Origin of the sequence: Fibrobacter sp. UWT3 (genome assembly GCF_900230125.1) — a bacterium.
Taxonomy (GTDB): Bacteria; Fibrobacterota; Fibrobacteria; order Fibrobacterales; family Fibrobacteraceae; genus Fibrobacter.
Map to the genome: position 1 here is coordinate 885,203 of NZ_OCSS01000001.1, position 25,955 is coordinate 911,157.

At 54.7% G+C, this 25,955-nt stretch carries 21 protein-coding genes; 10 read left to right on the top strand and 11 right to left on the bottom strand.

Going from position 1 to position 25,955, the window contains the following annotated elements; translation table 11 throughout:
* The first annotated feature begins 49 nt into the window (after positions 1–49).
* The gene (locus CRO08_RS03665; protein WP_097035095.1) at positions 50–967 is read left to right on the top strand and encodes a porin family protein; all 918 of its coding nucleotides are present in this window, start codon (positions 50–52) and stop codon (positions 965–967) included.
* A gap of 131 nt (positions 968–1,098) precedes the next feature.
* Here CRO08_RS03665 and CRO08_RS03670 read toward each other — a convergent pair whose 3' ends face one another.
* Complete coding sequence (locus CRO08_RS03670; protein ID WP_097035713.1) at positions 1,099–2,142, bottom strand: hypothetical protein; 1,044 nt, start codon at positions 2,140–2,142, stop codon at positions 1,099–1,101.
* 154 nt (positions 2,143–2,296) lie between these two features.
* On the opposite strand from CRO08_RS03670, the gene CRO08_RS03675 reads away from it, so the two are divergent.
* A complete protein-coding gene (locus CRO08_RS03675) occupies positions 2,297–3,028 on the top strand; it encodes an OmpA family protein (RefSeq protein ID WP_097035714.1) in 732 nt (243 codons plus the stop codon).
* A 17-nt stretch (positions 3,029–3,045) separates the two neighbouring features.
* On the opposite strand, the gene CRO08_RS03680 is transcribed toward CRO08_RS03675, so the two are convergent.
* Positions 3,046–3,879 (bottom strand): S1 RNA-binding domain-containing protein, encoded by an 834-nt coding sequence (locus CRO08_RS03680; RefSeq protein ID WP_097035715.1) that lies wholly within the window; start codon positions 3,877–3,879, stop codon positions 3,046–3,048.
* A gap of 84 nt (positions 3,880–3,963) precedes the next feature.
* A complete protein-coding gene (locus CRO08_RS03685) occupies positions 3,964–4,524 on the bottom strand; it encodes a DUF5662 family protein (RefSeq protein ID WP_072809999.1) in 561 nt (186 codons plus the stop codon).
* 54 nt (positions 4,525–4,578) lie between these two features.
* Between CRO08_RS03685 and CRO08_RS03690 the strand changes: the two genes are divergently transcribed.
* Genes CRO08_RS03690 through CRO08_RS03700 form a run of 3 tightly spaced genes read left to right on the top strand, consistent with a single transcriptional unit; the run spans position 4,579 to position 8,174 of the window.
* Positions 4,579–5,571 carry a metallophosphoesterase gene (locus tag CRO08_RS03690; protein ID WP_097035096.1) on the top strand — a complete coding sequence of 331 codons (993 nt, stop codon included), beginning with the start codon at positions 4,579–4,581 and terminating at the stop codon, positions 5,569–5,571.
* A gap of 33 nt (positions 5,572–5,604) precedes the next feature.
* Entirely contained in the window at positions 5,605–7,806 is a 2,202-nt protein-coding gene (locus CRO08_RS03695; protein ID WP_141398221.1) for a cytochrome c biogenesis protein, read from the top strand.
* A 56-nt stretch (positions 7,807–7,862) separates the two neighbouring features.
* On the top strand, positions 7,863–8,174 hold the full coding sequence (locus CRO08_RS03700; RefSeq protein WP_097035098.1) for a YbjQ family protein: 312 nt from the start codon (positions 7,863–7,865) through the stop codon (positions 8,172–8,174).
* A 112-nt stretch (positions 8,175–8,286) separates the two neighbouring features.
* Here CRO08_RS03700 and CRO08_RS03705 read toward each other — a convergent pair whose 3' ends face one another.
* The 3 genes from CRO08_RS03705 to CRO08_RS03720 all read right to left on the bottom strand — a co-directional run bounded on the left by CRO08_RS03705 (position 8,287) and on the right by CRO08_RS03720 (position 15,654).
* On the bottom strand, positions 8,287–9,948 hold the full coding sequence (locus CRO08_RS03705) for an NAD(P)/FAD-dependent oxidoreductase (protein ID WP_097035099.1): 1,662 nt from the start codon (positions 9,946–9,948) through the stop codon (positions 8,287–8,289).
* Between the two features lie 145 nt (positions 9,949–10,093).
* Positions 10,094–13,678, bottom strand: a complete 3,585-nt coding sequence (locus CRO08_RS03710; RefSeq protein ID WP_141398222.1) for a right-handed parallel beta-helix repeat-containing protein — start codon at positions 13,676–13,678, stop codon at positions 10,094–10,096.
* Complete coding sequence (locus tag CRO08_RS03720; RefSeq protein WP_097035102.1) at positions 13,678–15,654, bottom strand: FecR domain-containing protein; 1,977 nt, start codon at positions 15,652–15,654, stop codon at positions 13,678–13,680. The genes CRO08_RS03710 and CRO08_RS03720 overlap by 1 nt, the downstream gene beginning before the upstream one ends.
* Before the next feature lie 116 nt (positions 15,655–15,770).
* On the opposite strand from CRO08_RS03720, the gene CRO08_RS03725 reads away from it, so the two are divergent.
* The 3 genes from CRO08_RS03725 to CRO08_RS03735 are packed head-to-tail and all read left to right on the top strand — an operon-like array spanning position 15,771 to position 17,847.
* Complete coding sequence (locus tag CRO08_RS03725) at positions 15,771–16,061, top strand: hypothetical protein (protein ID WP_073113764.1); 291 nt, start codon at positions 15,771–15,773, stop codon at positions 16,059–16,061.
* Positions 16,061–16,519, top strand: coding sequence for an rRNA maturation RNase YbeY (gene ybeY / locus CRO08_RS03730; protein ID WP_083579514.1), 459 nt, complete (start codon positions 16,061–16,063; stop codon positions 16,517–16,519). The genes CRO08_RS03725 and ybeY overlap by 1 nt, the downstream gene beginning before the upstream one ends.
* Positions 16,519–17,847, top strand: coding sequence for a hemolysin family protein (locus tag CRO08_RS03735; protein WP_097035103.1), 1,329 nt, complete (start codon positions 16,519–16,521; stop codon positions 17,845–17,847). The genes ybeY and CRO08_RS03735 overlap by 1 nt, the downstream gene beginning before the upstream one ends.
* A 21-nt stretch (positions 17,848–17,868) precedes the next feature.
* On the opposite strand, the gene CRO08_RS03740 is transcribed toward CRO08_RS03735, so the two are convergent.
* Positions 17,869–19,638: a long-chain fatty acid--CoA ligase gene (locus tag CRO08_RS03740; RefSeq protein ID WP_255252230.1), complete on the bottom strand. Its 1,770-nt coding sequence runs from the start codon at positions 19,636–19,638 to the stop codon at positions 17,869–17,871.
* An 82-nt stretch (positions 19,639–19,720) separates the two neighbouring features.
* Between CRO08_RS03740 and CRO08_RS03745 the strand changes: the two genes are divergently transcribed.
* Positions 19,721–20,047 carry a hypothetical protein gene (locus tag CRO08_RS03745; protein WP_097035104.1) on the top strand — a complete coding sequence of 109 codons (327 nt, stop codon included), beginning with the start codon at positions 19,721–19,723 and terminating at the stop codon, positions 20,045–20,047.
* Positions 20,048–20,128: 81 nt separating this feature from the next.
* On the opposite strand, the gene CRO08_RS03750 is transcribed toward CRO08_RS03745, so the two are convergent.
* The 4 genes from CRO08_RS03750 to CRO08_RS03765 are packed head-to-tail and all read right to left on the bottom strand — an operon-like array spanning position 20,129 to position 23,569.
* Positions 20,129–20,356: a hypothetical protein gene (locus CRO08_RS03750; protein ID WP_139258672.1), complete on the bottom strand. Its 228-nt coding sequence runs from the start codon at positions 20,354–20,356 to the stop codon at positions 20,129–20,131.
* A 15-nt stretch (positions 20,357–20,371) separates the two neighbouring features.
* Positions 20,372–21,727, bottom strand: a complete 1,356-nt coding sequence (locus tag CRO08_RS03755) for a hypothetical protein (protein ID WP_097035105.1) — start codon at positions 21,725–21,727, stop codon at positions 20,372–20,374.
* A gap of 22 nt (positions 21,728–21,749) precedes the next feature.
* Positions 21,750–22,337 carry a hypothetical protein gene (locus tag CRO08_RS03760; RefSeq protein ID WP_097035106.1) on the bottom strand — a complete coding sequence of 196 codons (588 nt, stop codon included), beginning with the start codon at positions 22,335–22,337 and terminating at the stop codon, positions 21,750–21,752.
* A 14-nt stretch (positions 22,338–22,351) separates the two neighbouring features.
* Positions 22,352–23,569 (bottom strand): hypothetical protein, encoded by a 1,218-nt coding sequence (locus CRO08_RS03765; RefSeq protein ID WP_097035107.1) that lies wholly within the window; start codon positions 23,567–23,569, stop codon positions 22,352–22,354.
* 221 nt (positions 23,570–23,790) lie between these two features.
* On the opposite strand from CRO08_RS03765, the gene CRO08_RS03770 reads away from it, so the two are divergent.
* A complete protein-coding gene (locus CRO08_RS03770; RefSeq protein ID WP_097035108.1) occupies positions 23,791–25,857 on the top strand; it encodes a polysaccharide lyase family 1 protein in 2,067 nt (688 codons plus the stop codon).
* Positions 25,858–25,955: the final 98 nt, after the last annotated feature.

A 25,955-nucleotide genomic window follows, 5' to 3' on the forward strand; every position in this document is an offset into this window, starting at 1 on the left:
ATTATTTCTGAGTTTGGACTAAAAGAACAATCCATAAGGAGACGACTCAATGAAAAAGATGTTCCTCGCTCTCGCTGCGGCAAGCCTTGTCAGCACGATGGCTTTTGCACAGGACGACTACGACTACGGTGACGACTACGGTACCGAAGCCTCCACCAGCAGCGATGACGGCTACACCGATATGGACAGTGGCGACAAGGCCACTACCGAAGAAAAGCCTGCATCTGATGTTGAATACAAGAACATGGACGAAGGCAAGAAGGTAAGCCGCGACGAAGGTACGAAGCCGGCATTCTTCGACAGGCCGTTCAACATGGCCGCACACATTGCTCTCGGTTATGGTTCTTTCTGGAGCACTCCGGACCAGTATGACAATGCTACCTGGCGCCAGGCTTACGGAATGGATTCCAATCCGTACGATGAATGGCTCGGCTACAGCGTAGCCTTCGGTATGGCGTTCAACTATCGCATCATGGATATCTTGAGCGTGTCTCCGGAATTCAACTTCGGAATCAGGGGCTTTATCCGTAACCTGGATTCTTACTACAGCTACTGGTACGATACCTACGTTGAAGTTAACGAAGACATCTTCATGTTCGATATCGAACTTCCGATTCTGCTCCGCGTGATGCCGACTCACCAGATCTATTTCGAAGCCGGTCCTCAGTTCACGTTGAAGCTGGTTGCGAACCACTCTGTGGATTACGTTGATAGCTACACCGACGAAACGATTTACAGCGATGCCAAGGGCTCCTGGGAATGCGCTACGTTCTTTGCCTCCCTCGTGATTGGTGGCGGTGCAACTCTTGATCTCGATGGCAAGCTCTTCGATATCGGTCTCCGCTTCATCATGGACATGACCAAGCTCGAGAAGGATGATACCGAAATGCCGGATCTCGATGGTTCCACGTTCAAGGATGAAACCAAGATGTGGACTCTCCAGCTTGTTGTCAAGTACTGGTTCTAATCCAAGAGATACTTAAAGGAAAGGCCCCGCAGCAATGCGGGGCTTTCATTTTGTCGGTCTGCTTCTGGTACAAAAAATCCCCGCTTGCACGGGGATTAAATGTGTTTACGCTTTCAGAAGCCGTTTGATTTTTACTTGATTGTGGAGGTGAGGCGGAAGGCGAGGCCCACGTTGCTCATCTCGTTTTCGCTGTAGACGCTGAACTGCAGCTTGGAAGATCCGATCTTCTTGACCCATGCAACAGTCCATGCCCAGTCGTCGTAGGTGTGCTCGGTTACGGCGTACAGGTTGTCGCGCTTGTTGATGTATTCCCATTCCACCATGAGGTTGCTCATGAGCGTGTTCAAGATGCCGGTCTTCGGGGCGAAATCGAGACCCAGGTAGAACGGCTGGAAGTAGATGCCCGGCAGGTAGTACTTGGTTTCGGGAGCAATGTAGTTGGGAGCGTCCTCGTTCAGGTCGTCATCCTGGGTGTACACGCAGGCATATTCGCCGTAGACGCGGAACATCGGGAGGACGTTGTAGCTTGCATAGGCTGCCACGCGGTGAGTCACGTAGGCGGTGTTCTGCAGGACATCGATGAGGTTTCCGCGGTAGGCGACCTTCACTTCGAGCGGGAAGGTGAACTTCATGTCTTCTTCTACGCGCAGGTAGCCGCGGTTAGCGTTGCCGTCCTGCGTGGCGAGCATGGCAGTGAGGTTGCTGAGCCCGTGGTTCCAGCCGAGTTCAAGGGCGTTGTGGCTGTAGTCGCGCATCCAGAGCCCGCGCTTGGTCAGGTCCTTGTCTACGTAGGTACCGAAGTGGGTGGACTGCGACCAGTCTGTCTTCCAGCGACCAATCTTGAGGTTGAGCTTGTCGCTGTCGCCCAGATTCCACTTGTAGTTTACCCAGTAGAGGTCGGCGAGAATCTTGTCGTAGTTCTTGCCGTCAATCTTGTTGCCGAATTCCGGCGCGAAGATGCGCAGCATGATAAGCCCGTCGAGGTTTTCACTCTTGTACTGGCCGCCCACGTTGGCGCGGATCCAGCCGCTGCTGAAGTTGTGGTCTTCGTCGGCGATGGACTTGGTGACCTGGGTCTGCACGTTGCCCTTGAGGCCGAACTCGCCGTCGATGGCGAATGCGGAGGTGGCGAGCCCCATGGTCAGGAGTGCTGCCGCAATCTTGATGCTTTTCATCGTTTCTCCTATGATGGCCACGTGGTTCCCGTGGCACCTTATTGTTTCCGCGCGTAAAGATAGAATTTGACACCTGTTTTGGAAATGCCCTCTTTCCCCATTTGTCGCGTTTTTTTATCTTTGTCGCGGATTATTGATTATGGATGAGGTGTGTATGCCCGTTTTTTCCCGCTTGACTGCTGCTCTCTGCGCCTGTGCCGCAATTGGTCTTATGGCTCCGGCCCTTTCTGTTGCCGGTGAACTTGCTCCCAACAAGACGCACGCAGTTCTGAATGTCACCTACACGAATTACGACGATGTTCCGCAGGCAAGGAAGAAACTCGTGTTCCAGGGCCAGAAAAAGCCCAAGAACAAGATTACCGTGGTGACCGACATGTACGGCGAGGCCGCCTTCATGATTCCGCGCGAGGATTCCTACACGGTGCTCTGCGAGAGCCTTACGGGCCCGTTTGAATGCGGTACGACACCTTATGTTTCCCTGACGGCAAGCACGGGCGGCGTGACGGTGCTCTTTGACGATACGCGTGCGGAACTTACCGGCGTGAACTTCAAGGTGGGCAGCGCCGAACTTATCCCGAACTCGCTCAAGACGCTCGATAACGCCATCGCTGGCCTCAAGCGCAATGCAAAGGCGAAGGTCGAAATCGAAGGCCACACGAGTAGCGAAGGGAGCGATTCCTTTAACCAGAAACTTTCCGAGGACCGCGCGAACAGCGTCATGGAATACATGATCAGCAAGGGCATCTCGAAAGACCGTGTGACAGCGGTGGGTTATGGCTCCAGCCGCCCCAAGGAAGACAATGCTACCGAAGCGGGCCGCAAGGCGAACCGCCGTATAGAAATCCGAGTGGTGAACCCGGACGAAGTGAACGCGAAAAGCGAGTAGTAAAAACGGTTCCTGCCCTAGACGGAGTGAATCCCGTCTTCGGCGATGACGATTTTTCCGTCGCGGAAGAGCCCGCCGATAATCTTCTTGAAGGTCTTTTTAGAGATGCCGAATTCTTGGCGTATGGTCTCGGGGTCGGTGTGGTCGCCGTAGGGCAAAAAGCCGCCGGCTTCTGCTAGTTTGTTCAGAATAGCGCTCGGGGCGTCGCTGTTGATTACGCCCTTGTAGCCCACGGGCGTGAGGTTCAGCGTAATCTTTCCGTCATTTGTGATGCGCTGGATAAATCCGGGCATGGTATCGCCGATGTATATGCGTTGCATTCCCGGGGTAAGCATGAGCCTGCCCGTGTAGCGGTAATCGACCAGGAAGTCGACGTATTCGCGGGTCACCTCGTAGGCGGCAAGTTCCACGCGCTGGCCCACGTGCAGGTCCTCGGTGTCGTAGTCGATAAACGTCTTGATTTTTTCGGTGGCGACAAGCCTTCCGCTCTTCTCGTCCACAAGAATGTAGACAACGCAGCGGTCGCCTTCCACGAGCTCGCCTAACTGCTGCTTGTAGGGGAGGAACAGGTCCTTGTTTAATCCCCAGTCCAGGAACGCGCCCACGCGGTTCACGTCCTTGACGGTAAGTACCGCAAATTCGCCCGCCTGCGCGAACGGCTTGTCGAGAGTCGCAATGGGGCGGTCTTCGGAATCCATATAGACGAAGACGTCAATGATTTCGCCCTCTTCGAGCGTAAACTGGTTCTTGTTTCCGGGGAGGAGCACGCGGCCTCCGGTCTCGAGTTCCAGGTAGAATCCCTGGGGCATGACTGCATCGACGCGCGCGCGGTTAATCTTTCCGATTTCCATATTGGCCTTTCCGTTCGGTTGCCCGCCTTTGGTATTTCGCGGGGTTATGGTCGCGACCATCCGCGACATCAAAAATATAGGATTTTACGGGGACGTGCTCGGGGCTATCTCGGCGAGAGGCAGAACCTTGCAGTGCCGCACGAACCGGAGTGTCTCCTTTTCGCCCTTTTCGGCAAGAAGACGCAGTAGGTACAGGAGCTTTCGGTAGGTGTTTTCCGTCATCTTTTCCCTGGCGGTGCTTTTCTCGAGGTACTCGAGCGGGGAACGTTGCGTGTAGCCCGCCTTGTTGTAGGTCTTCGATGCGGCGATGCGGTCGCAGAACATCTCCTTGATGTAGCGGTCGGGCATGTCCATCGGCACGATTTTCTTGGTGGCTAGTTCGTAGTCGTACCAGAATTCAAAGTGGTGCTTGTTCCTGCCCTTGTGGTGCATCCATGCGAGGCTCATTCCCGTATCGCGGCGTTCCCCGTTGTTCGGGGATTCCTTGCCGCTGTAGTAGCGCGCTCCCGGAATGAACTCCGTAGGCGAGTACTTGGAAAGGTCGTGGAAGAGTCCCTGGAACCCGATTCCCGCCTTGAAGCAGAGGCGCACGACCTCGTTCCTGTGCTTTGTGATGGTGATAAAGTGGCGTATTGGGTGGAACATGCGAAAAAGATAAAAAATGCCGACGGGCGGGCAAATAGAAATTATATTTCAGTCATGAATTCCTCAGTTGATTTTATCGGCGATATACATGGGCACTGCACCGAGTTGCGGCTCCTGCTCGCGAAACTCGGTTACGAGGAATCCATGGGCGCGTTCCGCTATCCGGGTGGAGAGCGCTCTGTCGTGTTTTTGGGCGACTACATTGATCGCGGGAGCCAGTCGCGCGAAGTGATTGACCTGGTGCGTGCCATGCGCGACGCAGGTTCGGCGGTCGCCCTGATGGGGAACCACGAATTCAATGCGCTCTGCTTCTGGCAACTGAACGGCGCCGGCGGCTCTCACGTGATTCACTGCATTCCCGGGGGCTACCTGCGCGAGCACAGCTTCAACAAGGTGGCGATTCACGCGAAGACCGTAGATAGCTACCGCGGGCGCCGTGCAGAATTCGAGGACATGCTCGACTTCTTGAAGACGCTCCCGTTCTTTATCGATACGCCTGCCTTCCGGGCCCAGCACGCCTGCTTTGACTTGGGTGCCGCACGTGCGCTAGATGCAGCGGGCATACACAGCTTTACCGACGGGAACTTTGATGAACTTATTGCCCGCGCGAACGACCAGTTCAACGAATATGATGATTCGCTCTTTGACCCGATAAACTACTTCTTGAAGGGGCCCGAGATGAACTTGCCCGACGGGATTACATTCCGCGATGGGGAAAATGTGCTCCGCAAGCGGGCGCGTGTAAAATGGTGGATTGACCCGAAGGGCTGCAGTCTGCGGGAACTTGCCTTCCAGCCGGGAGTGGAACTGCCGGCCTGCGATGCGCCCGTGGAAGTCCTTGGGCATGGCTATTACGGCGAGAACGAACGGCCCGTGTTCTTCGGTCACTACTGGCTTACGGGCCTCCCGAAGCTTATACGCGACAACGTGTGTTGCCTGGACTACAGTGTGGCGGGTTACCGTGGCGATGGACGGCTCGTGGCTTATCGTTTTGATGGCGAACAGAAACTCGACGAAAGCAAGTTCGTTTGGGTGGAGGCTGTTTAGACGAAAGTGGAAAGACGAAGAACGAAAGAATTTTTGAAAAAGTTGGCTTCGCTGAAGGTGACTGTGGTTTTGCTTGTCGCGTTCCTGGTGCTCACGTTCTGGGGAACCCTGGCGCAGGCGAATGCGGAGGCGGCGGGTTATCCGGCATCGATAGCGGTAGACCGCTTCTTTGACAGTTACTTTATATGGGCACTGGGCTTGGTGCCGTTGCCTGCGTTCAAGAGTATTGCGATTCTTGCGTGCGTGAATCTTGTCGCGAACATGGTTTTCCGGATGCCTCGCGGTTGGAAAAATGCGGGACTCTGGCTTATGCATGTCGCTTTGCTCGTGCTGCTCGCAGGTGGCATTGTCGGGAGTGAAATCAAGCGGGAGTACAACGGGTTCGAAGTGCTTTCTTTGAATTCGGTGGAACTCCCTGATTCTAGCGGAACTGCGCAAAAGCTCAAGTTCTATGCGGCAGACGATAGCCTGGGCGCAGAGCCCGCGAATCTGGATGAATCCGTTTTGCTCGCGGGTTGGCCCTACTACGCGCATTTCCGGGGTGACCTGCCTATGTCGAAGGACAAGGTCATCTCGATGTACAAGGTTTATTACGACCCGTTGCACTTTGTGCCGTACGCATTCATGGTGCTGTTCTTGTTGGGAGCGGTGTTCCATTATGTGGTGAAGGTGCGCAGTGCGCGGAAGAGCGTTGCGCAAACGTCGGCGGCTTGTATGGGCGCAAAAATCGTGCTGCTGCTGGCACTTGTGATGTTCGCAATGCCGATGAATGCACGTGCGGATGAGATCCCGAGTGATGCCTTGGTACGGTTCTCGGTGGGGCGTGACGCCCCGGTGATTGTGGATGGCGTAGTGCGTCCGTTCGATTCGTTTGCCCGCGGGTTCCTCGATGATTTGAGCGGGCGCGTGACTTACAAGTGCCGGAAAAATGATTTTTGCGATGGGAAGGAACCTGCCGTAAACATTGTTGGGTGGATAAAGGATTTACCAGAAAAAACAAGCAACCTTGCGCTGTTCAAGGTCTTGCGCAGCGATGTGCTGGAAGCCTTGCGTTTGCCGGCTGATTCTCGCTATGTAAGTTATGCGGAGTTGGCGCCATCGCGGAATTTGCTGGAACTCTATGCGAGCCGGGATGACAGCCATCCGGCAACATCCGAAATGAAGCGGCTTTATGCGAATGTGCTGCAATATGAAGCGGTGAAAAATGGAACTGCGTTTTCCATTGTCGAGGAATCTTCTTCGGAGTCGGTGGCGGTTGATGAAAACCGGCTTGCGGCGGAAGTGTTTTACCACAAGGCGAATTTTGCGTTGATTGCCTTTATCTTGGCGTTTATCGCCTGCCTGCTTGCTTCGTTGAATATAATTTTCAGGTCGCGGAAGTTGGATGTTGCCGCAAATTTGGCCTGCATCGCGACGGCAGGTATACTTGCGGTTCTGTTTGCCTTGCGCACGTATGTTGCTGTCCGTGTTCCGCTTTCTAGTTTGTACGAAATTGTGTTGCTCGTGGCGATGCTCCTGATGGCTTTTGAGGCCGGGGCATTTATATTCTGTAAGCGCCGCACGTTCTCGCTCATGATTCCCGTGACGTTCATGGCGGCTCTTCTTTTGTTCTTCGCAAAATTCGTGCTGGAACCGGGCGATACCTTCCGGCCGATTCCTGCCGTATTGAATTCCTCGGTTTTCCTCACGATACACGTGTTCACGATTGCGCTCGGATTTGCGGGCATGATTCTTTCGGGAGTTGTCGCGCACATGGCGCTGTTCCGTTCCCGCGGGCAATTTGCTGGCTCGGATGCATCTTCAGAAGAGAACTGCGCGGTATCTTCGGGTGAATCGCCGCGCACCCCGCTCGATTCGCTCCTGTATGGCACGCTCGTCTTTGGCGCGGTATTCACGATGCTTGGTACGCTCCTGGGCGGCGTGTGGGCCGATTTCGCATGGGGTCGCTTCTGGGGGTTCGACCCGAAGGAATGTGGTGCGCTGTTCGTAATCCTGTGGGCGATGCTCCTGCTTCATTTGCGTGCTGGCCGCCTGGTGGATACGCACGGATTTGCCTTGCTCAACTGCTTCAACGTGATCGTGACGTTCCTCTGCTGGTTCGGCGTGAACTTGCTTGGGGTTGGCCTGCACAGTTACGGGTTCCAGGGTGGAACCGCCATGTGGCTTGCCATATTTGTGGCGGTCGATGTGCTGCTTATCGTGCTTATTGAACGTCTTGTCGCGCGACGCTCCTGAAAAAAACTCTGCACCGGAGTAATTTTATATATTCGTGCAAAAAGGAGGCATGGAACATGCAGATTGTAACGACAGATTTTATTACGGGTAAGGAAATCGAGACTATCCAGGTGGTGAAGGGCAGTGTCGTGTTCAGCAAGAACGTGGTGCGCGATATCTTTGCGGGCCTCAAGACGATTATCGGTGGCGAAATTGCCGGTTATACTGAGATGCTGAACGACGCCCGCAACATTGCAATGCAGCGCATGATAGAGGAAGCGTCCCGTATCGGTGGTGACGCTGTCGTGAACGTGCGGTTTGCGACGTCATCTGTCATGGCGGGGTCGTCAGAAATTATCGTGTACGGGACTGCCGTAAAGTTTAAGTAAAGTTTGTTAAAGTGTTTGCTTCAAGAGTCTATTCACACGTTCACACATTCAAACAACAGCAAATTGTTAGCGGGATTGCCGTTCACGAATTTCGTTTATTGTGTTATTCGGTTTACTTGCACTTCTTCGCACGCACGGCGAGTCTTACGCCGTCTGCGGCGCTCGTGACGATTCCGCCGGAATAGCCCGCGCCTTCGCCGAGCACGAATAGCCCCTGCGTGTTGATGCTTTCGAGCGTGTCGTTGTTGCGCGTGATGCGTACCGGTGAACTCGTGCGTGTTTCTGGCGCGACAATCAGGCCCTGCTCAATAAATCCCGGAATCTTGCGGTCAAAGTTCTGGAAACCTTCGGCAAGCGAACTGCAGATTTTCTTGTCGAGCCAGTCCCACATGTTGCAGGCGACAAGCCCGCACGGGTAAGTTGTCTTGGGCAGGTTGCGGTCTGCGTGGTGGGCGAGGAAGGCCTTGATGGTCTGCGCGGGGGCAGCGTAATCTTTGCCGCCGACATCGAATGCATCACGCTCTGTCTTGCGCTGGAAATCGAGCCCACCGAAGGTTGTTTCGCTCGCCTCCACGGGTACGACAATCGCGCCGTTCGCGGTGTGGCCGTTGCGGCGGCTGTAGCTCATGCCGTTGGTGGCGAGCGTTCCCGGTTCCGATGCGCAGGGCACCAGCACGCCACCCGGGCACATGCAGAAACTGTAGGCACTGCTCGTCTTGTTAAGCGTCGGGGTGGCGAGGAAGTATTCTGCGGCTCCTGTGAGGCGAGTGTCGACGCCTTTCCCGAGCTGACGCAGGTTGATAAGCGCCTGCGGGTGCTCTACGCGCACGCCCATCGCAAACGCCTTGCTTTCGAGCGCAACCCCGCGGGCTGCCAGGAGTTCATAGATCCCGCGGGCGGAATGCCCCGTGGCAAGTACCAGCGCCTCGCACTTTTGCCAGCGGGCGGCGCTGTTTAATGCCGGCGCGCTGTTTAACGCGTGCGTCGAACCCGCTGCGCTGTTTAACGCCGGTGATGAGCCCGCAACATCGCGCATCTTTATTGCGACAACGCGTCCGTCCTTTATCTCCACATCCTCAAGCGCGGTATTGAAGTGTATCTTCCCGCCGAGCCGTGCAATCTCTGCGCGAATCTGGCGCAGCATCAGCACGAGCCTGTCGGTACCGATATGCGGTTTGGCGAAGGTCACGACGTTTTCATCCACGCCGAATTCCACCATGTCGCGCAGGACGGTTTCCGAGAAAATATTGCGACTGCGGGTATTGAGCTTGCCGTCACTGAATGCGCCGGCCCCGCCTTCGCCGAACAGTACGTTGGAATGCTCGTTGAATTTCCGTTCGGCGAAGAACCTGCGGATGTCGCGGAAACGCTCCTCTACGGGTTTGCCCTGCTCGTACAAGTCTACGGTAAATCCGCGACGCAGCAGGTGGAGGGCTGCCCACAGCCCTGCGGGGCCCGCCCCGATAACATCCACGTGACTTGCCATCGGAACACTGCCTGTAAGCGGGTCGCTTTCGAGAGTTTCGCGTTCCCGTGAAGCCGCAATTAGCCCGCGGGCCGCATTGCCCGAAGCCCGCAGCGGGCGCTCCGTTTCAAAAATTACGTTGTAGCTCCAGTGTGGAGCCCCCTTGCGGCGGCTGTCCAGCGCGAACCGCTCCACTTCCAGGTTGAAAATCTGTTCTGGGTTCAGGCGAAGTTCACGCGCCAGCGCACTGCGTACTTCGCCCTTCTTTTCGAGGGCGACAGGCAATTCTCTGTAGCGGTACGTGAACATCAGTGTCAAAAATAAAAAACTGGTAAGTGATTTCGAAATTAGCAGTACCCCGTGAACGGAAAAGGCCCGTGTTAACGGGCCTTTGGAGTGAGAGTGAGCGCTTGCCGGAGCAATTTAAAACCTGGGCTAGGCGCGAACGGTCTCGTTAGAATACAAAGTGTGCGTTCACGCCTAGGTAGATATCGTTGTATTCGTTGCTCAGGTTGTCCGGGCGGAAGTAAATCGCCGTGCCGGTATACCATTCCGTGTAGAAGCGCTTGTTGTGGTTCACGCGCAGATTCACTCCACCGAGGATGTCGGTTTCGGTCTCGTCGTACGATTCGTCTTCTTCTTCCCAGTCGGTTGTCATGTAGCGGAAGCCTGCGTTCACGCCGAGCACAAAGAAGTTGTTCTTGAACGGCATCTCGAATTCGTCTTCGATGGTGATTTCGAATTCGCTCATGTCGTCGCGGTTGTAGCTCTTGAAGCGCGGAGTGAGCGAGAACCTGTTCTGGAGAATCGGAAGCGTCGTAGTTACCGACATGGGGTAGGTCTGCTCAAAATAGTCAGAGCCGCCGAAGTAGTAACCCAGCTTGTCCCATGTAGTGTTTTCGAGATCCATGTCCTTGATCAGGCTATCCCTGTGGAACTTGGAACCGTCGGTACGGTATGTCCACTGTCCTCCGACTTTGAACACGGAATTGTATGCGCGGATCGATGTTCCCAGATTCCAGGTGTGCTTGAAGAGGCGTTCCTGGAATCGTGTCGCAAGGAACGGCTCCTTGGCTAGGGCCACGTATTCGTTCCAGCGCTCGGCATCCACGTAGGTGGTGTCGCCTTCGTAGATAATCATCGTGGTGTCGCGGTCCTTGCGGGCGTCGAACCAGCCGTCCTTGTAAATGCCGTCCGTGAGCGTATAGTTGTAGTGCAACTGGAATGGCCTGTACTGCGTCTTGTATTCGAAGTTGTAGCCCACGCTCACGTCCACATTCTTGTTGATCTTGAACGTGTTGTCGATGCCTGCGTTTTGGATGTATTTGGTGCGGTCGTTGTCAAGTTCGTGCTCGTCGAACCACTTGGAGTCCTCGTCGGGGAACAGGCCCCAGTGGGTACCTTCGCCAAGCCCGAAGATGTTCGTCTTGTTGCCCTTGGCTGCGTTCTCGACGTTAATCTGGTACGAAATTCCCAAATCCCAGAATCCGAGAATGTCCTGCTCGATGCGGCCTCCGAATTCACGCGTGTCCGAAAGCTGGTTCGGGGAGCCTGCACTGTAGAAGTCTTCGCCCACGTACTTGATATGGCCATTGATGCTGGTCTTGTAGATGTTCCAGTTGAGCGATGCGCCAATGGCGAAGTTCTGGCTGCCCCAGTTGAGCCCGAGTACGCGGTCTTCGTCGCGGTCGTCTTCTTCGTCTCTCTGCACTTCCTTTGCTTCGCGGATAAGCGCACGGAGGGAGTCGCGCATTTCGCTCCTGCTGAGGGTCGTGTTGTCGCCGAAGATGTTTGCGAGTTCTGCATCGGAAAGCGAGTTGATGCGGTTCTGGTTCTGCATCAGCTGGCGCATGGTGCTGTACGAAACCGGAGTGATTCTCGCGTCGCTGAACACCTTGTTGATGGCGCGCTGGCGGGTGACGTCGAGCGTGTCTGCGCGACCGACGGCGATTTGCCCGTTAAGTTCGATATCGCCCGGGAAGAATAGCCAGTTACCGTCGGCGTAGAGCGTGAACGATTCCTGCATCGGGTCGCTCGTTGTCCACTTTTCGCTGGCACCGTCGCGGAGCAGCGGGTCCTTGAGTTCGTCGTTTGCGTAGATGGCTCCGAACTTCGCGTCAAAGCGGCGCACCGGAGCCCACTTGACGAATCCTCCGTAGGCGAGGCGCTGGGCCTGGAGTTCGCCATCGTCAATGTAGTCGTTATAAAGGTAGGGGTGACGGGCGCCTTCTACAAGGCTGCGCTGTGCTTCGCCGAAGAACCCGCCTAGCTGGAACAGGGGCTGGTCGGCGTTGTTCCTGAGGAGCGAAAGCGTATAGTCAATACCGAAAACAGGAATGCCCGCCATGTAAGTATCTCCACCCATAAGCTGGAAATCACCTAGAGTAACCTTGTTGTATGAGTCGGTATAGGTGAGGGAGACTGGGTTCGGGGAGAACTTGTTCCACGAATCAATGGAGAGGTCTGTGTTGAATTCAATTGTTTTGCCATCAATAGACTGCATAAACATGTAGACACTGGCGCGGGAGGCAAGGCCCGGAACTTGGAAATTGTTGCTGAACTTATCGCCCGGCGCAATGGTGTCCGTGTCAATTTCGATTGTTTCGTCGCTGTCGTTCTTGCTCGTGTTCACGAAGTGGTATCCGGTTCCGAGCATTACGTTTCCGATAACGCTCCAGCGGGCAACCGTGGAGTCGCTCCTGGTTTCGGCTTCAAGCCTTTGCGCCACGATGTCGCCAATCTTGTCGGAAGCGCGGAGCGGCCTTTGCTCGATGCCCGGAATTTCGGGTGCGGGCGGGAGTGTGGATACTGTTGCTTCGGCCTGGTTGTCGAGATCGAGCGTATTGCCCTTGACGCGCTCGATGATTTCGGGAGCGAGAACTTCGGCAGAAGATACGCCCTGCCCGTTCTTCGTGATTTCGGTGTTGTTGAACGTGATGAGGCTGTTCGCCATGTTGAGCAAGCCGACTTCGTTATCCTCGATCTTGGAGGAAGAAACGTGCGCTTCGGCGAGTTCGGAATTCATGATGGCGACCTTGTTCTTTTCGAAGGTGGCTCGGTCGATAATTGCGTCTGCGTAATTTGCAACCTGCAATGCGACAGGGTTGTTCCTGAATTCAACGTCGCTCACCGCGATGGATGCGTTGCGTGCATAGACGCCGCGAACCGAAGTGTTCTCGATTTTTGCATCCTTCATGTCCATCGAGCCGTTTTCGACGGCAATGCCGACGGCCGCGTCGCTAATCTGCACGTTGCGGATTTCTGCACGCTGGTCGCCCGTGATGGTTACGCCGAGCCAGTCGCCTGCCTTGGGGCGGTCGTAGGCCGAACGGAACGTGACCGGGGAAACTGAGGAACCGGCGATAACTAACTGGCCCTTGTTCACCTGCAGGCCGGTGCCGGGCTTGAAGTAGATGATTACGCCCGGTTCAACGACGAGGCTCATGTTTGGGGGTACAATAAGCATGTCGGTCGCGAGGTAGGGCGACTTGTCAAGTTTCAAGAACCCATGAATGTCTCCGGCAATCTCGGTACCTTCAAGAAGTGTGGGCGGGGGAGTTGTCGTGTCGGCGACGAATCCGCCTGTTGCAGAATCTGCGGGTGCTACGGCGGCGACGGTGCTGTCCGGGGCCTTTTGTGTCGTATCGGCGGGCACGGTCGCTGCGGTTTGTTCTGCAGTCGCAGCGGTTGCCTGTTCTGCGGTTGCAGGGGCTGCGGCAACAGAATCGGGCTTGGCGGTGGTTTCGGGGGCTGCTTCTGCGGTTGTTGCAGGTGCGGTTTCTGCTGCGGGAGCTGCCGGCGCGTTAGTCGTCGGCGCGGTAGTCGCGGACGAAGCCTCGGCGGCCGGTGCGGCTTGTGCAGGGGCCGCGGCTTGTTCCGCCGTTGCAGGGGCTGCAGCTTGTTCCGCCGTTGCAGGGGCCGCTGCTTGTACTGCAGGTGTGGCCTGCGCGGTAGCCTCGGTCGCTGCCGGTGCCTGTGCGAAGATTACTGCCGAACCGAGGGCGATGGTCGAAAGGAGAGTCTTGTATGCGTACTTCATTAGTTGACCTTGTAAGTCTTGCCGGAGTTATACTTTTTGCCGTTCATCATTTCGACATAAATTTTGATAAAGGGAGTAGTTCCGCGGGAAAGCGTTACCGGCACATCGTAGTCGAGTTCGGTAATCTGGTCTCCGGTCAGGTCCAGGAGTGTCTTGTTTTCGTGCGTAACCCTGATGTGCTTGATGTGAGCGGGGTCTTGCTGCAACACTCCAATCAACCTGAAACGCATTGTTTTGCGGATTTCGTCGGGTGTATTCGGCGGCGGGGGAGGCGCAGGGACGTACTCGTAAGTACCGCCAACCACTTCGATCGTAGCAGAGTGCGGCGGGAAGCATCCGAGTTTTCTGGAAATTTGTGTGGAGTTCCCTGCCTGGTCGGTCGCCTTGAGTGTGTACTTGTGGATGCCCGGGGTTAGCTTGATGGCGAGGTTCGAATTCTGCCTGTACGTTGTCTCGCCATATGCGTTGCCGTCGATTTCCTTGGAAACGATGACGATGTCGTCTGTCGCTTCGGCAAGCGCGAACCTGGCATCGCAGCGGATGGGACTTGCGCTTGCGAAGGTGAGGGCCGGACGCTTCATGTTGACCTGCTTGCAGGTCTTGTTTACGTTCAGGAGGACTGTCGCTTTGTGGTTTCCGCTTGCGCCGCTGTATTCAACCGTTACCTTCGTTTCGTTCCAGTTGCCGGCCATGTCGCTGATGTTTATCGTGTGTGCGAATTCACCGTTTGCGCTCAGGGGCACGAGGTTCCTGGACTTGTATTTGCCCATCTTTACGTAGAGGGTTCCCTTGGGGTCAGTCTGGTCAAACGTGCCTTCGATGGTCACGGAACCGGGTTCGCAGACGGTTACCGGCGATGGGGTCGTAACGGCGAATTTCTTTACGCTGGAAGAATCGACTGCAGCGCTATCCGTTTTCGCTGTGTCGGCCTTGACCGTATCGGCGGAATTCTTGTAGAATGTGGTAAGCGTGCCGCATTCAAAGGAGACGTCTTTCTTGCAAAGGGGCTGCTTGCCTTTCTTTCCCTTTTGCTGTTTGCAGGGAACTTCTAGACTGCCGGTGCAGGTCGCATTGAATTTCTTTGGGCCATTGGCGTCAGCTTTCCAATCCAGCGTGATATCGTACGTATTGTTGCTGCTTTTGAAATTCATTCCCGATATGGACAGTTGCACTCCCTCAGGGCAGGTGGCCTTGGTGCTTACCTTGTTCACGGTGATGGTGTCTTCGAGCGGCTCGAACTTGCAGGAGATGGATTCGAAGGCCTTGCTTATCCGCTCCTGGAGGTCGGCGTCAAGCTTGCCGAGGGTTTCCTTGAGCTTTTCTTCGGTGATGGTCTCGTTGTCGAGCAGGGTGTCGAGTGCGTTTACCAATTCCTTGTTACCCGAGTTTTTTATGTCGAGAACCAGGCAGCTGCCCTTTTCTCCCCGGAATATTGCCGTTTGGCCTCCGTTGACCTCGCATTCCTGTCCAGTGGTGTTGTGGCGCAAGATTGCGTTGCCTCGCCCGAGCGAAAGGTATGTTGCCTTGTCCTTGATTGTCTTTCCGAAGGAACCGTCCGTACCGCGGATGGCAGCAGTCGCCGTTGCGGTCTTGAACTTGAAGCTTCCGCCGGAGTGCTGCTTTTGCGCGTCAAATCTGACTTTACCGGTCTTGATGTCGGTGAGGGCGGTCTGGATGCCGTCTTCGGCCTGGAGCGTGGTGAATTCTACGAGTGAGTTTTCTTGGACCACGATGGAACTACCGTCAGAAAGCGTGATAGCCACGTGGGATTCTATCCCGGTGCGAATCTGGTCCTTTTCCCTGACCCTGTTTCCGACGTTTATTTCGTCCCAGACGCCTATCTTGGTCGATTTTTGGAGTTTGGCGTCGCCTAGTTTGTCAATAACCTTGCCGGAAGTTCCCTTGGCGGCGAAGGCGACCGACGAAACTGCCAGGAGCAGAACCATGGAAGCCTTGATTTTTCCAGAAAAAGACATATTGCCTCACTTGCAAGATGTAAACCTGATACAAATATATCTTAATAATGTTCTTTTGCGTACAATAATTGTATCTTTGGTATAAGAATTTTTGTGTTTTTTTAAAGAGGTTACTCATGAGCATGGAAACTGAAGAACCCACCGTCGAAATGGTCGATACCGAAACGGGCGAACAGGTCATCAAGGAACTGGACAAGGCCGTCCTTACCAAGGGCGCCTGGCAGACCATGATGTTCCTTTGTCAGGAAAAAAACGCTAAAACGGGCGAATTTGGCGAACCGAAGGTGTACCTGCGCCGTTACCAGAAGGCCGGCGGGGCGTTCAAGGCCCGTAGCAAGTTCAATATCAGTGGCAAGGCCCAGGCCGAAGCCATTATCGAGAATTTAAAGAAGTGGTACAACATTTAATGGCAGACCCTGCTAGTAGTAAAAAGAAGAAATACAAGATAGATTTCCTTTGTGAAGGAAACATCGAGTCTTTCCCGTGGAAGGATCGGCTCGAATCCGTTGCCCGTAAGCTCTTGCACGAGGAGGGCACGGAAAACAATGTTAACGTGGTCCTCTGTACAGACGAATTTGTCCGCGAGATGAACAAGAATTATCGCGGTCTGGACAAGGTAACAGACGTGCTTTCGTATGAATGGCACGAAGAGGACTTTCTGGGCGAAATCTACATCGCCCGCGACCAGGTGAAGCGCCAGGCTCCGGAGTACGGTAACACGTTCTATGCCGAACTCAAGCGCGTGCTCGTGCACGGGCTGTTGCATCTTTCGGGCTACGACCACATCAAGGCCGCTGACCGCAAGGTAATGCGCAAGCGCGAATGCGAATTCCTCGGGCTTGACCTGTACAAGGAAGGTAAGTAATGGATAATTCCGAAGTACTTGCCATCGTATTCCTTTGCGTGTTCATCCTTACCTCGGCAATGTTCTCTGCGACCAAGTGCGCGTTCAGCCTGATTTTCGCGAAGCGTGACCCCAAGGAACGCAACGAGCGCGAAGAAAAAATTGCAGAAATCGTGAAATGGAACGGCTTCAACGAGTGCGTGTCCATAGGGCGCATTTTTGGCAACGTGAGCGCGGGCGTGCTCGGGTTCTTCGTGCTGGGCAATTCCAACATCGCGCTGGTCGAGACGTACCCCTATATCTCGGTGGCGGCGTACCTGATTATCGCCTGCGCCGTGCTGTACGTGCTTACGGTGTTTATCCCGTATTTGCTGGCGAGTCTCAAGCCCGATACGTTGTCTATCGTTCTTGTGCCGCTGTTTAGGCTGGTAAGGCTCCCGTTTGTGCCCGCGGCAAAGTTCTGCCACGTGGTGTTCGTGAAATTGCTCGACCTCTTCGGGTACGATTCCAAGCTGAGTTTCTTGCCCGAAGAAATGCGCGATGCGGTCCAGGCGGACCTCTCCGACGTGACCGATGGTGAAGACGAAGGCCTCGAGAAAGAGGAACAGCAGATGATCCTCAATATCTTCGACTTCGTGGAAACTCCGGTACGCGAAATCATGACCCCGCGCGTGGACATGTGCGCTATCGACGTGGATACGCCGCTCGAGGATTTGGTGAAGGTGCTGAACAGCGAGCGCCATTCCCGCCTGCCCGTGTACAAGGACACGATGGATAACATCGTGGGTATCCTTTCGAACCGCGACTTCCTGGAGTGGTACACCGAGCATGGGGAAGAACCGTTCGACATCATGAAGATTGTGATGCCGCCGGTGTTCGTGCCCTACCACAAGAAGATAGACGACCTGCTTACCGAACTGCGCAAGACGGGTAACCAGCTGGCCATCGTTATTGACGAATACGGTGGAACGGCGGGCCTCGTGACTCTCGAGGATATCCTGGAAGAAATCGTCGGCGAAATCCGCGACGAGGATGACGTGGACGAAGAAGACGACGTGCAGAAGTTGAAGGATGGCCGCTACATTCTCGACCCGCTCATGAGGCTTTCGGAACTCGAGGACGAATTCGGCGTGGAACTTGTCCCGCCCGAAGGTTCGCATGTCGAGACGCTTTCGGGCCTTATCCAGGCGACTCTTGGCGTGATTCCCTCCCCGGGCGCAGAAGTCAAGCTCAAGGGCTATACCTTCCGCGTGCTCAAGATGGACGGCACCCGCATGGAGAAGGTCATGATGATTCTCCCTCCGGGTGAAGTTTCGCCGACCGGCAAGTTCAAGGCCGTAGGGAAGTAATTCCCTTCTGTCGACTAAGTTCTAGAGATACATAGCCTCGATTTGCTGAGAGTAGACCTCTTCGGCAACTTTGCGGCGTATCTTTAGCGTGGGTGTAAGTAGCCCGGATTCTACGGTGAGTTCGTCACCGACGAGGGTCCACTTGCGGATTTGTTCCCAGTGGTTCAGCTTCTTGTTGACGCGGGTAATGTGCCTGTTGATGGCCTCGCGCACGCGTTCCGACTGCATTGCGCGTTCTACGCTGAATTCCTCTTTCTGGAATTTTAAGAGCCTGCGGGCGCCTTCGGGGTTGAGCCACACGACCGCGGAGGCGAACTTGCGGTTGTTCGCAATCACGAGCGCCTGCTCGATTACGGGGTGCCGGCTGATTTCGAGCTCGATGGGGCTCGGGCACACGTACTTGCCGGTACTCGTTTTCAGGAGTTCCTTGATGCGGCCCGTGAAGTTGAGGAAGTCATCGCTGTCAAAGAATCCTTGGTCGCCAGTCTTGAAGAAACCGTCCTCGGTAAAGACTCTCTTGTTGGTTACGGGATCGTTGTGGTAGCCGACAAACACGCTGTCGCCTTTCACCCAGATTTCGCTGTTGTCTCCAATCTTTACTTCGAGCTGCGAGAGGGGTTTCCCGATGGTGCCCGCCTTCGAGACCTTCGGGCAGTTCGCAGAAACGACCGGGCTACATTCCGTCATCCCGTAGCCTTCGTACACGGGGAGCCCGATGTTCAGGAGGAACCTGAGGATGGACTTGTTGAGTGCGCAGCTTCCGCTCACGATAAGCTTGAACTTTCCACCGAGGGCATCGCGCATCTTGCGGTACACGAGCCTGTCGTAAATGCGCTGCATTAAGGACCGGCCCTTCCCAGGTTCGCTGATTTTTGCGAGCTTGACCGCATTCTGGATAACGAGACGCTTGAATCCCTTCGCCTTGTCGCCAATCATGGTCATGCTTTCGTACAGGCGCTCCAGTATGCGCGGCACAACAATCATCACGGTGGGGTGGACCTCGGTGAGCATCGTGGCCACGTTTTTCGGTGTGTCGCCGAAGTAGATGCGCACGCCGTTCAGCATGTAGAAGTAGACCGCCATGCGTTCGAGAATGTGGGCGACCGGCAAAATCGTGAGGCAGACGTCTTCTTCGCTATTTAGCGGGAAGAGTTCCACCAGGTTCTGGATTTGTGCCAGCATGTTGCGCTGCGAGAGGTCAACACCTTTCGGGGAACCCAGGGAACCGCTCGTGTAGATGATGCTGAAGAGGTCGTCGGGGCGAATGGACTGAATCTGGTCATCGACCCAGCTGAAGTAGCGGTTGCTTTCGGCGAGTTCCTTGCCCTCGTCGATAAGGTTGTTCCAGTAAATGCCGTTTTCGGGCAGTTCCGATGCCGGATTGATGCAGATGATAAGCTTGAACCGGGGCAGGAACTTGTGGAGGGGTTCGTCCAGTTCGGCGATGGTGTTCACGAAGAGAATCTGTGCGCCCGAATCGTCGCACTGGAATGTGAAATTCTCGGAAGAAATGTTCGGGAATAGCGGGGCCACCTGCGCGTGGTTGATTTGCGTCGCGATATCCGCGATGAACCATTCCGGAGAGCTCGGGGCGATAATGCTCACGCTGTCGTGCGGTTTTAGCCCGCGGTTGTTGAGCGCTATGGAAAGGTAGATGGCGCTATCCCTCAAGAAATCGCGCGAATAATGGAGCCACTGGCCGTCGGTGCGCTTGTACCACCCGCCAAAGTCGTCGCGGGAACATGTTGCAAAGAACATTGAGACAAGCGATGTGTACTGTAGCGGCTCCATACCCAAAAAATACTATTCTATTTTTGGAACGTACATAAAAAATCGTTATTTTTTACTTTAATTTGTAACGGAAGGGTTGAATATGCTGAAAAAATTGCGGGATTACGAGCAAAGTCTGCAAAAAAGGCTTGAGGAAGGCTCCCCGGTGAGCGATGCCGAACTGCTTTCGGTGCGGACCCGCATCGCCTTTTTCCAGCATGAACGGCTCGCACACGAGTTCGTGATGATTCTGTTCGCGCTTTTGAGTGTGGGCGGGGTGTTCTTCTTCGTGGCGTTCCCCGAAATCCCGATTTTCTGTCTGGACGTGCTGTTCTTTGCGCTCCTCGTGCCCTACATAAAGCACTATTATGGGCTCGAGAACGGCGTGCAGCGCCTGTACGACCTCTACGTAGAACTCGAAAACCTATAAAAAAACGCGCCCTTTCAGGCGCGTTCTTCACTTATACTCGTGTATGTGCGAGCGGACTCTTGTGAGCCGTAGGCGACTCTCTTAGTCTTCCTCACAGCCGCTGGCGGAACACTTGTACGTTTCCCCATCGTCGGTGCAGTAGTACGTGGTGTACGAACCCGAAACAGATACCTTTTCGTAGAAATGGCAGTAGCTGTCGATGGTTGTGCCCATGCGCGGGCTCGTGATGGTGCTGTTGTCTGCGGCGGAACAGGCAGAGAGTGCGGCTATCGCCATGGAGCCGAGTAATGTTGCAATCGCTTTTTTCATGATTTATCCTCCTGCCTAGAAGTAGATGAATGCGCCGAAGTTAGCGATGAATTCGTTGTTCGTGTCGCTAAACCCGGTGAACGGGTTGGAGTAGAAGTTGTCCTCGATGGAGGCTTCCACGGCGAAACTTGCGTACTGGAAACGGGCGCCGAGGCTAGCCGTCGCGACTCCGGTACGGGAAGACATCCTGGTGATGTTGCTCTTCACGATATCGAGTTCGTCGTTGTAGTCGGTAATGAACTCTTCCGATTCCATGGAGAACACTGCCCAGGTGTAGTTCGCACCGCCAAAGACGCGCCAGCAGTTGCCGAGCTTGAGTTCGGCAAAGATGTTCGGTGTGGCGTACACGCCCATCGTGAAGTAGCTGTCCTTGTTGTGGTTGCTCTCGTCCTTGAATTCGTCATAGAATATAAAGGGAGCGCGGCTGTTCACGCCGAGCAACACGCGGGCGAATTCGTTACGGAGAATCGTGCCGCCGATGTTGAAGGAGGGCTGGATGTAGATGTGCGCGTCCTTGCCCGTGGTTTCGGTCTTGGTGGAAGACGAACCGGACTTTGTTTCACGGTAGTACGAATTCTCGTGACGGGTGAAGTTCACTCCCGCATTCCAGAAGATGTTCTTTGCGGAGGGGTCGTTACTGATGGCGACCGTTGCGCCGAGATCCCAGTAGTCGTATTCGACTTCGGAGGTCGACTTGCTATCGGCATCCTTGTGCTCGGTATCGGTCGAGGTCTCGTTCTGGTAGGTGAGCCAGAATGCGGATGCGTTGAAGTCGATGGCTCCGAGGGGGAGGGCCAAGCGCAGGCGCAGAATGTCGTTCGCGCCAACGGTGTAGGTGTCTTCGTCTTCCTTCTCGTAGGGGTCCTTCGTCTCGGTGAAGGTGAGTTCCTTGGCGAGCGCGTAGCTAAGAGAAATACCCAGGCTCCTGCTGGCAAGGCCGAAGGTCGCCATGGCGAGGTTGTTGTAGTTCTCGAAGGAGATGAACTTCGTGTTGCCCGAACCGAATGCCACCGCGCTGAATTCGCTCGTGGGTTCCATGTACACGAGGTTGATGCCTGCCATCTTGTAGGGCTTGTCGAGGTTGTCGCGGATGGTGGGGCTTGCCGCAGGGTTACCCACGTTGTTGTAGGCGATGCCATGCGGTTTTGCTGGCGCCTTGGCCGTGGTCGCCGTGTCCACTGCAGGTGCAGGCTTTGCTGCGGGGGCAGGAGCGGGAGCCGCCTTTGCGGGGGCTGCGGTTGTCTGGCTTGTCGAAACTTCGGCGGCAGGGGCGGGATTCTGTTCCGGTGCTACCTGTGCCGTATCGCCTTCTTGGGCCATGGCGCTCGCGATGGCGAATGCCGCAGTCAAGGTAATCAGTTTGATATCCATTGTTTTTCCTTTTGTTATTGTTTTAAACTTCACTGCTGGAGGATTCTGCGAAATCTTCGCTGCTCGAAGAACTTTCCGCATCCTCGCTGCGGGACGATTCAAATGTATCGCTCGAGGAGCTGTCTATCTCGAACGAAGAACTGGATTCCTCTTCGCTGGACGAACTTTCGATAGCGTCGCTGCTGGAGGATTCCGCGAAGTCGCTCGAGGAACTTTCCGTAACATCGCTGCTGGAAGATTCTGCGATATCGCTCGAGGAACTTTCTGCAACTTCGGAGGAGCTGGATTCCGGAGCGCTGCTCGAACTGCTCACGGAACTTGAAGAGGCGATGCTGCTCGAACTGCTGACAGAACTCGAGGATGCCGTGCTCGACGAACTTTCTTCTTCGTCTGAACTGGAAGAACTCGAGTAACTGCTGCTCGAAGACTTTGCCGAAGAACTCGAACTTTCTGCGCTGCTCGACGAACTCTTTTTCGAGGAACTGCTCCGGAGGCTCGTGTCACCGTGCGGGGTCTTGCTGTTGTGCGGCCCCGTGATGGTGGAATCTGAGGAGCATGCGATTACAAGGGCGAAAACCAGGCTAATAACGAGAATGACTGCTTTTTTCATGGCTATCCTCCCGGCTAGAATGTTACGGTCCCGCTGAAGTCCATAAGCATGGAACTTCCGTCGAAACCTCTAAAGGGGTTGCGGTACAGCGCAGACTGGATGCTCGCCTCAAGTATCAGTTGCTTGTACTTGAAAAGCAGGCCCGTGCTCAAACCGATAGTGTTTGTCTTTGTCGTAATCTGCGTAAGGTAATTCTTTACCGTGAAGTCCTTGTCCTCGTCTTCGACTACGTATGCCTCCTGGTATTCTTCGCGGTTGAAGGAGTTGCTCCAGGTGTAATAGGAACCGCCCCAAATCATCCAGTTTTCGTTGAATGCATATTCTGCAAGGATGTGGGGAGTGAGGTAGAGGTTGCTCTGTATGTAGAAGTCCTTGCGGCGGTTATCATTGTCCTTGACGCGGTCGTAGATGTAGGCGTTTACGGAAGTGTTGTTGCCTACGTGGACGCGTGCGTTTGCGGATTGCAGGACGATGTAGCCGAAGTTGTAGAAAAAGGACGTGTAGATGTAGTTCGAGGTCCCCCGGAGCTTTTCTTTGTAGTTGTCATCGGGGTCGATGGTGCTTTTCAGGTAGGTCCTTACGGTTTCGATGTTGCGGGCGGCGGTTCCTCCGGTGCTCCAGGAGAAGTCCTTGGCGGAAGGCTTGTTTGTGAAGGTGACTGACCCGGAAATATAGTGGTCGTGGCTATGGTATTCCTTCTTTATTTTGCCGTCGTTGTCGGCGTACTCGACCTTGGCGAGGGAATCGTTGTATTGGCTGTACCGCAGGGTGGCCAGGAAGTCGGTGGTCTGGAAGGGGAGCGAAAAGCGGAAGGTAAATTCGTTGCCATGACCGCTGACAGAAGTCCTTTCGTCCTTGTGATAGGCGTCCTTTTCGTCAAAAAATTCCACTTTTTCGTCGAGATCGAGCGAAAAACTAAAACCGAATGACTTAGTGGCGATGCCGAGCATGGCACGGCTGTTCAGGTAGGCGAAGAATGACGTGTGCTCGCCAGATGCGTAACTGGCAACGGCCTGGTTGTCCGATGGGGCGAGATATACCAGGCTGTTTCCGTACATGAGGTATGGGGTGTAGAGGTTCCTCAATACGGAGGGCGCTTCGCCCGGCGTTCTCGCTGTGGTGTAGTATGCGTTTCCGTGAAGAACGTTGAAATTTGCGGTATCTGACGGATTTTCCGCAATTGCGGCTGCGACAATCGTTGCTAACGCGAAAAGGTGCAGTTTTAATCTCATAATTTGTCCGAAATGTTTTCTCCAACAACAAAGATAACTTAACGAAGGGGGTTTGCGGGGATTATAATGAAATTAAAAATGTTATGTTTTACAACAATTTTGTAAATTTTGAGAACAAATTGTTCTTAAAAACATTGTTTTTGTAAAAATTTTAGAAAAATTGTTGCTTTTTGTTTGAATTGTGATTATATTTAGTGAGAACAATAAAAAGGGATGTGATTATGAAATCTTGTACGACAGTTCTCGCTTGCCTCGGTTTGGTGGCCGTGGCGGGTGCCCAGGTGACCCTCGGCGATGCCGGTGGCTGGCTCGAATCTGCCTATGCCCAGTGGGCGTCGGACGGCTCCGACAGTTACAACGTGTATTACTCGGGTAATGGCAAGAGCAATGTTAAGGTCGATGCGGAACTTGTCCGCAAGTACGGCTCTACCTGGCGCGTAGACGTTCCGGGGCTCAAGGCGGGCGACTACACGCTCAAGATTGTGGGCGTGAAGGGCGGCAAGGAAGGCGCTTCTGCCTCTACAAAGACGCTTGCGGTGAAGGCGCACGACCGCAGCGGTTTCGCGTTTAGCAATGGCCGCGTTCCCGGTGCGTACAAGGCCGATGGCACGCTCAAGGATGGCGCCGTGGTGCTCTACATTACCGAAAGCACCAAGAATACCGTGACGATGGACGTGGCTACAAGTTCAAAGGGTACAAAGACGACTTGCAAGAGTTTTCAGGGCATATTGAACTGCTACAAGAAGGGCTACGAGACGACTCCGCTCGACCTGCGCTTTGTCGGCAACGTGACGGATTCGGATTCGCTTGTGCAGGGCGACATGGTGATTGACCTCGGCAAGTCTGAAACCTCCTACGTAACGGTGGAGGGTGTCGGTCCCGACGCGACGGTGAACGGCTGGGGAATTCGCGTCAAGAACGCGCAGAACGTGGAAGTCCGTAATCTCGGAATCATGAACGTGAACAGCGATGAAGGCGACAACGTTGGCCTGCAGCAGAACAACCAGTACGTGTGGGTGCACAACTGCGACTTCTTCTACGGCGATGCGGGCAGCGACAAGGACCAGGTGAAGGGCGATGGCGCGCTTGACTGCAAACTTTCCACGTACATTACGTTCAGCTATAACCATTTCTGGGACAACGGCAAGTCGAACCTGCTCGGGCTTAAGGAAGGTACGAACGATGGCTACTACATCACGTATCACCACAACTGGTACGACCATTCCGACAGCCGCCACCCGCGCGTGCGCTACTACAGCGCCCACGTGTACAACAACTACTACGACGGCAATGCCAAATACGGCGCGGGTTCCACGCTGGGTTCCTCGGTGTTCATGGAAAACAACTACTTCCGTAACTGCAAGTACCCGATGCTCACTTCGATGCAGGGGACTGACGTGTATGCGAGCGGCACCAAGCGCGACCCGACGAACAACGGCACTTTCAGCAAGGAAGCGGGCGGAACCATCAAGGCTTACGGCAACCATTTTGAAGGTTCCTACACGTTCGTTCCGTATGGCGCGACTTCGTACAAGGTAAAGGGAGTGGAAACGACGGCGGCAAGCCAGGGAATCAATACCTCCGAGGATTTCGATGCGTACGTCGTGGATAGCCGCGACACGAAGGTTCCCTCTACGGTCAAGTCGTATGACGGCGCAAACACCTACAACAACTTCGATACCGACAATTCCGTGATGTACAGCTACAAGGCGGACGATGCCGCAACGGCTAGGGACAACGTTGTCCGGTATGCGGGCCGAGTGCAGGGCGGCGATTTCAAGTGGACTTTCGAAAATTCTGTTGATGATGCTTCTTCTGATGTGAACCAACCGCTCAAGGATGCGCTCGTAGCGTACAAGGGCTGGAACGGGAATGTTGTGCCGGTTTCTTCGTCATCCTCGACTCTCGCTTCTTCGTCATCCTCGGCACCGGTCGAGAATCTGTCCAGCAGCAGTTCTCTTGCCTCGTCATCCTCGGCAACGGTCGAGGATCTGTCTAGCAGCAGTTCTTCTAGCGTCACACCGCAGTCAAGCGACAGCGAGACAAGTGTGTCCATTGCAGAATCCTTGCGCGCCCCCGCAATGCGCTACATCGCCGCTGACCGCCGTCTTGAAATCGGCGTTGCAGGCTCGTTTCGTGTGGATGTCGTGCGAATGGACGGAACCAGGGTTCTTGCGAGTTCTGCCCGCGTTGTCGACCTCTCGGGCCTGCGTGCGGGAGTGTACGTGGTCCGTCTGGTGTCGGCTGGCTCTGCGCTCCAGTTAAAAATCCTGAAGTCCGCACCATAGATTTCCTCACCGAAGGTGCGCATGCAAAGGTCGCTTCGGCGGCCTTTTCCTGTATATCCGGGTAAGGACAGCGATGTCCATGATGAAAATTGCTATAT

What these genes read in the sequence shown, in the direction of transcription:
- CRO08_RS03770 (WP_097035108.1), top strand. Translation starts at nt 23,791, where the DNA reads ATGAAATCTTGTACGACAGTTCTCGCTTGCCTCGGTTTGGTGGCCGTG.
- ybeY (WP_083579514.1), top strand. Translation starts at nt 16,061, where the DNA reads ATGGCAGACCCTGCTAGTAGTAAAAAGAAGAAATACAAGATAGATTTC.
- CRO08_RS03750 (WP_139258672.1), bottom strand. Translation starts at nt 20,356, where the DNA reads ATGAAAAAAGCGATTGCAACATTACTCGGCTCCATGGCGATAGCCGCA.
- CRO08_RS03690 (WP_097035096.1), top strand. Translation starts at nt 4,579, where the DNA reads ATGAATTCCTCAGTTGATTTTATCGGCGATATACATGGGCACTGCACC.
- CRO08_RS03725 (WP_073113764.1), top strand. Translation starts at nt 15,771, where the DNA reads ATGAGCATGGAAACTGAAGAACCCACCGTCGAAATGGTCGATACCGAA.
- CRO08_RS03675 (WP_097035714.1), top strand. Translation starts at nt 2,297, where the DNA reads ATGCCCGTTTTTTCCCGCTTGACTGCTGCTCTCTGCGCCTGTGCCGCA.
- CRO08_RS03685 (WP_072809999.1), bottom strand. Translation starts at nt 4,524, where the DNA reads ATGTTCCACCCAATACGCCACTTTATCACCATCACAAAGCACAGGAAC.
- CRO08_RS03745 (WP_097035104.1), top strand. Translation starts at nt 19,721, where the DNA reads ATGCTGAAAAAATTGCGGGATTACGAGCAAAGTCTGCAAAAAAGGCTT.
- CRO08_RS03755 (WP_097035105.1), bottom strand. Translation starts at nt 21,727, where the DNA reads ATGGATATCAAACTGATTACCTTGACTGCGGCATTCGCCATCGCGAGC.
- CRO08_RS03665 (WP_097035095.1), top strand. Translation starts at nt 50, where the DNA reads ATGAAAAAGATGTTCCTCGCTCTCGCTGCGGCAAGCCTTGTCAGCACG.
- CRO08_RS03670 (WP_097035713.1), bottom strand. Translation starts at nt 2,142, where the DNA reads ATGAAAAGCATCAAGATTGCGGCAGCACTCCTGACCATGGGGCTCGCC.
- CRO08_RS03700 (WP_097035098.1), top strand. Translation starts at nt 7,863, where the DNA reads ATGCAGATTGTAACGACAGATTTTATTACGGGTAAGGAAATCGAGACT.
- CRO08_RS03740 (WP_255252230.1), bottom strand. Translation starts at nt 19,638, where the DNA reads ATGGAGCCGCTACAGTACACATCGCTTGTCTCAATGTTCTTTGCAACA.
- CRO08_RS03765 (WP_097035107.1), bottom strand. Translation starts at nt 23,569, where the DNA reads ATGAGATTAAAACTGCACCTTTTCGCGTTAGCAACGATTGTCGCAGCC.
- CRO08_RS03735 (WP_097035103.1), top strand. Translation starts at nt 16,519, where the DNA reads ATGGATAATTCCGAAGTACTTGCCATCGTATTCCTTTGCGTGTTCATC.
- CRO08_RS03710 (WP_141398222.1), bottom strand. Translation starts at nt 13,678, where the DNA reads ATGAAGTACGCATACAAGACTCTCCTTTCGACCATCGCCCTCGGTTCG.
- CRO08_RS03720 (WP_097035102.1), bottom strand. Translation starts at nt 15,654, where the DNA reads ATGTCTTTTTCTGGAAAAATCAAGGCTTCCATGGTTCTGCTCCTGGCA.
- CRO08_RS03705 (WP_097035099.1), bottom strand. Translation starts at nt 9,948, where the DNA reads ATGTTCACGTACCGCTACAGAGAATTGCCTGTCGCCCTCGAAAAGAAG.
- CRO08_RS03760 (WP_097035106.1), bottom strand. Translation starts at nt 22,337, where the DNA reads ATGAAAAAAGCAGTCATTCTCGTTATTAGCCTGGTTTTCGCCCTTGTA.
- CRO08_RS03680 (WP_097035715.1), bottom strand. Translation starts at nt 3,879, where the DNA reads ATGGAAATCGGAAAGATTAACCGCGCGCGCGTCGATGCAGTCATGCCC.